Source organism: Methanobrevibacter sp. V14 (assembly GCF_963082475.1).
Classification (GTDB): domain Archaea; phylum Methanobacteriota; class Methanobacteria; order Methanobacteriales; family Methanobacteriaceae; genus Methanocatella.
This window is the reverse complement of record NZ_CAUJAM010000017.1, coordinates 1-7,277: the sequence shown is the minus strand read 5'-3', so window position 1 is coordinate 7,277 and position 7,277 is coordinate 1. Positions and strand designations below refer to the sequence as shown.

General features: G+C 32.8%; 8 protein-coding genes. 1 reads left to right on the top strand and 7 read right to left on the bottom strand.

Annotated features, from left to right (window positions below):
• From Q9968_RS09595 to hmd, 7 genes are all read right to left on the bottom strand, one after another.
• Positions 1-493: FeGP cofactor biosynthesis protein HcgF family protein (locus Q9968_RS09595; protein ID WP_305515855.1), on the bottom strand; the 493-nt coding region annotated here is incomplete at its 3' end.
• Complete coding sequence (locus tag Q9968_RS09590) at positions 486-1,136, bottom strand: hypothetical protein (RefSeq protein ID WP_305515853.1); 651 nt, start codon at positions 1,134-1,136, stop codon at positions 486-488. The genes Q9968_RS09590 and Q9968_RS09595, both read right to left, overlap by 8 nt.
• A gap of 4 nt (positions 1,137-1,140) precedes the next feature.
• Positions 1,141-1,839 carry a Nif3-like dinuclear metal center hexameric protein gene (locus Q9968_RS09585; protein WP_305515851.1) on the bottom strand — a complete coding sequence of 233 codons (699 nt, stop codon included), beginning with the start codon at positions 1,837-1,839 and terminating at the stop codon, positions 1,141-1,143.
• Positions 1,829-2,620 carry an SAM-dependent methyltransferase HcgC family protein gene (locus Q9968_RS09580; RefSeq protein WP_305515849.1) on the bottom strand — a complete coding sequence of 264 codons (792 nt, stop codon included), beginning with the start codon at positions 2,618-2,620 and terminating at the stop codon, positions 1,829-1,831. Before Q9968_RS09580 ends, Q9968_RS09585 begins: the two co-directional genes overlap by 11 nt.
• Before the next feature lie 3 nt (positions 2,621-2,623).
• On the bottom strand, positions 2,624-3,103 hold the full coding sequence (locus Q9968_RS09575) for a DUF3236 domain-containing protein (protein ID WP_305515847.1): 480 nt from the start codon (positions 3,101-3,103) through the stop codon (positions 2,624-2,626).
• Positions 3,104-3,127: 24 nt separating this feature from the next.
• The gene (gene hmdB / locus Q9968_RS09570) at positions 3,128-4,126 is read right to left on the bottom strand and encodes a 5,10-methenyltetrahydromethanopterin hydrogenase cofactor biosynthesis protein HmdB (protein WP_305515845.1); all 999 of its coding nucleotides are present in this window, start codon (positions 4,124-4,126) and stop codon (positions 3,128-3,130) included.
• Between the two features lie 129 nt (positions 4,127-4,255).
• Positions 4,256-5,269, bottom strand: a complete 1,014-nt coding sequence (hmd, locus tag Q9968_RS09565) for a 5,10-methenyltetrahydromethanopterin hydrogenase (protein WP_305515842.1) — start codon at positions 5,267-5,269, stop codon at positions 4,256-4,258.
• Positions 5,270-5,716: 447 nt separating this feature from the next.
• On the opposite strand from hmd, the gene hmdC reads away from it, so the two are divergent.
• Entirely contained in the window at positions 5,717-7,213 is a 1,497-nt protein-coding gene (hmdC, locus tag Q9968_RS09560) for a 5,10-methenyltetrahydromethanopterin hydrogenase cofactor biosynthesis protein HmdC (protein WP_305515840.1), read from the top strand.
• Positions 7,214-7,277: the final 64 nt, after the last annotated feature.

Sequence of the window (7,277 nt, the reverse complement as noted above, 5' to 3'; positions counted from 1 at the left end):
ATAATATATTTAATGTTTTCTTAATTCCGGATTCGGACCTTTGAGATAACTCTTCGCTATTTAACTTGCTTAAATCAGCATAAACATCGCTTGTTGTTGTGATTTCATAGTTATTTGTTAAAATAGTAATTCCGCCATGGCCAACTCCTGCAGTGGTTCCAATAGCAATATCACATTCACTCATTTTTTTAATAGCTCTTGCCATAATTTTAGAAACATTTTTATCTCCCTCTTCATCATAAACCTTAATTCCTTTAATTAAATTATTAGGCTTGGGGGGATTTGGAATGTTTAATATTTTTTCAACGGCTTCAAGAGTGGGGATAAATAAACTGCATGTAACACTCAGTTCATTATAATCAAAATTGCCATAATCTTTTGGATTTTCAATATAATCAAGACCAAAATTACCTTTGTAATCTTGTGCGAGGGCATGTATTTCTCTTCCAATTTTTCCCTGAGTAAAACATTCTGCAGTAGCTATTTTAATCATTTTTATCTCTTAATTCTTTTAATGCAGTCATTGTAATCATTTTTGCAACTTCATCTAATGTATATGGAGTTACAGGTTCATTGTCTCTGATTAATTTATTTGTTGTTAAAACCAGATGATTTTCAGTAATTCCTTGAGCTTTCAGCTCTTCAACAGCAGGATTTGAATCATCATATTCGGAAATATCTTTTATATCAATTGTTTCATTACCAAAACCAAATATTCCTGCAGTTCCAATTGTCATTGCTCCTCTTTCATGGGCATGTTTTATTATTTTAGCTGCTGTAGGTATTGTATTTCCACCGGCAATAACAATAATTACAACATCTCCTTTAAGCAAATCTAAATTATCATCATCAATGTATTCACAGTAACTTTCAACCTTCCTGTAATTTTCATCATGTGTGCATAATTGTTTTAAAAAATCAGGTTTCTGCTGTCCGTTTTCAGCACCCAGCATTGTGAAAATTACATCTCCGCCATCAATTTCTTGACCATCAAAAGCACCAATAACTTTTGGCCCTCCTCTGTGAACCTGAATTAAGTTTATTCCAATTCTTAAACCTAATCTTCCACATCCCACAAGATCGATTCTTCCTATCGGAACCTGTTTATCTTCCATTTTTTGGATTTCATCTGCCATTTTTTCACTTTAATTTCTCAATTGGGTTTTTGTCAATTACTTCTATGTTAATGTTTAATTCAGTTAATAATTTAGCTAATTTATATAATCCTGGGACTTCACTTTCATGATGGCCAACATTTATTAAGGTAATTCCTAATTCTTTTGCGATAATTGCCGTTTCTTGAGTAATGTCTCCTGAAATCAGCATGTCTAATTTTTCATCCTTGGCTAATTTAATGTAATCCGGATTGTTAAGACCAAAACCTGAGATTATTCCGATTTTACTTAAACATTTTTCATCATCTAAGTTATTTACAATTCCGGCATATTTAAAATTATCTAAAATAACTTCTTTTAATTGCTTAAAGTTATAATCAGTTTTACAAACACGTCCGAGGTGTGTTTTTTTATCAAAATAATCAACAACTTCTAAATTAAGACATTCAGCTAGTGCTTCATTAGAACCGCCATCAATTATGTCCCAATTTGAATGGATAGTGTAAGTTGGCGTTTTTGGTTTAAATAATGTCGGATGATGTGTGATGATTAATGTGGAGGTATTGAAATTATCATCTGCTCTCCACAAATCCATTAAAATCTTAATTGAATCAATATCAGAATTCAAATCATATTCTCCCATAAATCCAATATTATCGAAATCCAGAGCCAAATCTTCAGGTATTTTTTCATCTAAAAAATCAATAATTTCTTTAAGCTTCATTTAAATCAGAATTAATTTTATTAATCTCTTCACATATAAACTTATCACAACTAAATAAATCAATTGTAGATACTTTTAAAGCAGGTTTATCCACTAATTGGATAAATTTTTCAATATCATGTTCTTTAAAGATTACTTCTTCAAAAAAACCCATTTCACATGCACTATAAAGCACCCCATCTCTTTTAAGACAACTATTCAGTACATTTATCAAAATGCCGATTGTTAGTGTCATTGTTCCGGAGGTTTTACTATTTATTCCTTTTGTTTTTAGAATCCTTTTATTTTTAGCATGCACTACTTCTAGTCTTTCATGAATATTATTTTTATTTTTCAATAGCTTGTCGTTGTCTTCTGCAGTAGGATCTTCTATTATAAAGGTGTCAACATCAATTTTGGATGACATCTCAACATTGATTCCGCCAAAACCGGTAGTATCGATTACAACATCTCCGGTATATATTAAATCCAAATCAGATGAAAAATCAACACTATTTTTAACATCCCCTCCAATTGCAGTATCCAATAATTCTTTTAAATGAGGATAGATGTCAATTAGCAATATATTTGTGTATTTTTCGCTTAATTTCTTGACAATACCTACGCCGGTAAAATAAGTTCCAATAACAATTATTTTGGCATTGCTTTCAATCATTAAACTTTCAACGTAATTAAAAACAGCCTGGGATTTTTTATCAATAATCTCATTAAAAATATCGATTAATCTGGTTTCAGATTTAATTGTAAATATTTCAAAAGTTATTCCGGTATCAACATTCATAGTTTAGCCTTTCTTTTTAAATCCGATTTTTTCAAGTGCTTCACATGCCTCACTATAAACTGCCTCTTCAAGAGTTTTGCCATGAATTAAATGTGAAGGAGAAGTTGCACAAGTAAGTATCCTTCCTTTATTGTCAATAAAAATTAAAAGTGAACCGGATCCTGGAATCCCGAGTCTTCCTCTTGAAATAATTAAATCAGCATCACTTTGATCTAGTGCCATGTAAGCTTTTGCAAGAGCAGGTATTCTACTAGTGTCTGCAGTATTGGTATTAATATGGAGAATTTGAGCATTTTGCAATCCATATTCATTTAAGACTTGGTTTAAAACTTCTACTTTAATACCATTTTTATTGGGAATATAAATTTTTTCAGCATTTTTGATATAATTCTGAATTTCACCTATTTCTTCAAGAGTGTCTCCAAATCTGCAATTATTTCTAGATTCTTCAAACGCCTTTTTAATCATTTTTTCAAATGCCATACTATCATATCTTAAAAACAGTAATTAAATAGTTTGAGGTATTAATCCTAAGTTTTCAATAACTGTCACTACTTCAGAATAATTGCCATATTCCGGAGCACCTACGCCTTTGACCTCGTGAGGATAATTGTCTGCAATAACTGTAGCTAAATTGTTAGCTCCTGCTTTAAGTGAGAATTCTACGTTTTCAGGTCCAACAGTTGGAGTTGGCATGGTAATTCTAATTTCAGGATACATTATACGTATAATAGCTACCATTTTTAATTGTTCTTTTAATGGGAATGGAGGGTATTCAGACATTGGTGTGTCTTCGTATGGATTAAAACCCATTATTGGAATTTCTTCTAAAGTCTTAAAGTTAGATAGGTAGCGTAAATGTTTTATTCTATCTTCTTTACTTTCACCAAGTCCCAAAAGCAGTCCTGAAGACAGACCAATTCCCGCATCACTCACTCTTTGACAAGTCAAAATTCTCTGATCTAGTGAGTCTCCAGGTTTTCTTTGATAAAAAATATCTTCATTTATGGTTTCTAGATTGCAGCAAACTGTATCTGCACCTAACTTCGCCAAATCATTTATGGATTTTTCAGTTAAATCCCCGCCCACGTTTACAAGGATTTCCAAATCACTATTTTCTTTTATAATTTTACAAGCATTCACTGCTTGTTTCCCGTTATAACCATATCCTCCAGAACAACTTACGCGAGGAATATGGGCTTCTTGGATTGATTTAACTGCAACTAGAATTTCCTCATTTGTTTTATAAAAAGCATTATAGTAACCTTTTGATGATGTTTCTTCTGCAAATCCGCAATATGTGCATCTTGGCTGAATTTGACATTTGTTAGTTATGTGTACTGTGGAAGTTAGTTTTATTACTTTTGATTGTTTATCCCGTATTTCACAGGCAACTTTAAATAATTTTTCTAAATCTTCATCATTATCTATCTCCAATAATTCTAAAAATTCTTCATTACTTAATTTTTTCCCTTGTTTTGCTTTATTTAAAATTTTTTCAATCATATAACATCTAACTCTCACATTAATTGTCAAAAAAATAGATAACTCATTTTTTAATAGCTAATTGTCTCAACGATTAAAAAATAAGTTAAATAAATTGTTGATAAAAATCAACAATTTAACTTATTGTGTTTATTCTTCTTTACCTAAGTAATCGAGTACGGTAGGTACGATTTCTGCTAATGATCCGAAGTTCATTGAGTCAGCAGTTCCTAACATAGCTTTAGGATCTAATGCAGCATCCATTTTGTCGATGCCTTCTTCTTGCATTAATGCAGTTACTTGGGTTAAAGCTTCATTTGCCATCATCTGTGCGAATCCGGCAGGTGCACCTAAGATTTGGGTAACAGTATCTCTGTAAGCTAAAATACCTGCGTAGGTAATAGCAGTTACTGCGGAACACATGTCACATACAGGACCAATCATGTTTGCAGGTAAGGTAAATGCAGATCCTCTTGCTTTTTGACCTAAGTCTAATAAAGTGTCAATGGAAGTTTGGTCAGCATATCCTTCAGCAATGTAAACTTGTCCTTTCATTTCAGGTACTGCGCCTGGGTGGTAGGAAGCTACGTTTACATTTGTTCCTAAATCTTCGAAGATTTTGTTTAATCCTGTAGTTGGGATAGTACATGCGTGAGTTACGATTGCGCCTTCTTTAATGTTGTCAGCGAATTTTTCAATAATTGCAGGTTGCATTCCACCTTCAGGCAACCAAGTCATTACCCAGTCAGCGTCAGCTACTGCTTCACAATCATCTGTTGTCACTTTCATTCCTAAATCTTCAGGGTGGGTAAAGTGAATAGCTCCTTTTGATGGTTTAGGGACAGTTTCAGCTAATTCAGCTACTCTTGCTCTTATCGCTGGCATTATATCTTCAGGGGTTCCTGCTTTGTGAGCTGCCATTACTTCTGCATAGTCAAAATCATCACAGATAGTAAATTCGCCATCAAAAGTTGGATCAGAAACAACTACTTCATCCACTCCAGCTAATTCCAATAATTCAGCACCCATTTCAATAGTGGAGTGGGTCATTGATATTTTTTCGTTCCCTGTTGCTTCTGCAACTTCACAAGCTCTTGCAAAGTTGGTAATGCCTGCGGCAGCATGTGTTCTGTAACATCCTGCACCTAAAATTGCTACTTTCATTTTTTTTTCTCCTTAAAACATATATATTTAAATACTTTCCACAAATTTTATAGAATTTATAAAAAGTTTTTACTACACACCGATTATTTAAAATGTGTCATAATTTTAAAATTAATGGAGTAATAAGAACAATTCTTACCGTTTTTTAAATAATGTATATGCTTATTATAATGGCATGTAGTAATGATAGTATTTTATATTCTTACAATATATAAATTTTTACATATCATTTTTTACCGCTATTATTCGTATTAAAAATTTATATTTTTAACCAATATTCGTAATACTATGTAATACTATTTATATTGATTGAATAATATAGTAATAATTTTTATTTGCTTTATATTTTATTTACAAATCCATTTTAGTCATGCCTAAAAACGAAAATTATTTATTTAAGATTATACGAACTATTTATATTGATTATATTAATTGAGGTAGTTTTTCATGCATGATTTAATAAAAAAAGCGGTTCATGATGATGAGGCAGCAATTGCCATATCAAAAATGGATAAAGATGTAGGGTCTGTTGTAGATGCTATTTCAGAATTGTCCTTAGAAGAAACAATGAAATTGGGAATGCAATTTAAAAGATTTCCGTTAGGATGTGACTTAACTGAAGTGGTAGCTGGGACATGTGCATCTGATTTAGAATTAATGGATTTACTTGGAAATTGTAGGTTATCTGATTTCATTGGAGCACCGATTCACATTTGTGCATATGCATTTGCAGATATTGGTGAAAAATTTGGAATGACTGGTCTTGAAGTAATGGAAAAGGTTCATGAAATAGTGGATGTACCTTTAGACCTTGATCATTTTGGTGAAAATGGTGCAATGAGACTTCCAAGAAATATCTCAGGATGTGGTGGTGAATGTTACAATGAGGGACCTGCATTCACTGAATGTCCTCGCGAAAGAATCCATGAACGTTTAATTGACAAGGAGTTAGAGCAAAAAGATGATAAGGAAGGTTGGATTAAATTAGCATCATCTGTTGCGGTTAATGTAACCTCTGAACAAAGTGGAAGCGGTCATGCTGCACCTTTAAGGGAAGCAGAAGATATAGCAAAGCTAGGTAAAAAATATGGTAAAGGTGTAGAGTCTATCATGTTCGTTGGTGATGGATATGATGAAGTAATTATTGGTTTTGAAAAATCAATTGAAATCGGTGCGGACGTTGTTGTAGTGGAGGGCGGACCATTTAACAGATGTGAAAATGCAACTGAAGGATTTGCAAAAACTATTGCAGCTGCAAGAATATTGGCTCCGGGAAAAGTTGTAGCTACTAATGGGGCATATGAACATGAAGTAAGAGCAGGACTTAGATCTGGATTGAACATGGTAATTACCGGTTTTCCTAAAAACCACCATGGATATATGTGTGGATATGAACCTGGAACCGCAAGAAGAGGCAAGTTCGGTCTTCCAAGAATAATTCAAATTATTAATGAGGAATTTCCGAATAGAGGATTGCCTGCTCAAAAACACGATTTGCTTGCAATCGCCACTGCAGTGAAACTTGCCGAACCTGAAAACATTTATCCCCACAAAATCGGAGATTATGCAATTGGGGATGCTCACTGGGCAACACTTGTAAACTCAAGAATGTATGAAAATATTAATCTAAAACACTCTTTAGATGATTTGGTAAAACTTGCTGATGGTAAAACCATTGCTTTGCATGGCGGAAGATTCATCTCTTGGGTTATTGCAGAAAAAATTGATAAACAAGTTGATGAAATCATTATTTCAGATGTTGATAAATGGGTATTGGACAATACTGTAGCAAACTTGCAAGATTGTTTGGATGCAACCATCATTGGTGAAATGGATGATAAAACTGCTGCAGGCAAAGCCGATATTTCCATCGCCTCATCAACAATGATTCCTGTTAAAGAAAATGTTTTGAGAAAAGTACCAAATGCCATAACTTTGGTATGATTCCATTAATTTTCTTTAATGGATTCTCTTATATTTTTCCTTATTTTTTTATATTGTCATTTAT

Bases quoted from the DNA above. Each gene is read 5' to 3' on its own strand.
- hmdB (WP_305515845.1), bottom strand. From the start codon at position 4,126: ATGATTGAAAAAATTTTAAATAAAGCAAAACAAGGGAAAAAATTAAGT.
- hmd (WP_305515842.1), bottom strand. From the start codon at position 5,269: ATGAAAGTAGCAATTTTAGGTGCAGGATGTTACAGAACACATGCTGCC.
- Q9968_RS09575 (WP_305515847.1), bottom strand. From the start codon at position 3,103: ATGGCATTTGAAAAAATGATTAAAAAGGCGTTTGAAGAATCTAGAAAT.
- Q9968_RS09590 (WP_305515853.1), bottom strand. From the start codon at position 1,136: ATGGCAGATGAAATCCAAAAAATGGAAGATAAACAGGTTCCGATAGGA.
- Q9968_RS09585 (WP_305515851.1), bottom strand. From the start codon at position 1,839: ATGAAGCTTAAAGAAATTATTGATTTTTTAGATGAAAAAATACCTGAA.
- Q9968_RS09580 (WP_305515849.1), bottom strand. From the start codon at position 2,620: ATGAATGTTGATACCGGAATAACTTTTGAAATATTTACAATTAAATCT.
- hmdC (WP_305515840.1), top strand. From the start codon at position 5,717: ATGCATGATTTAATAAAAAAAGCGGTTCATGATGATGAGGCAGCAATT.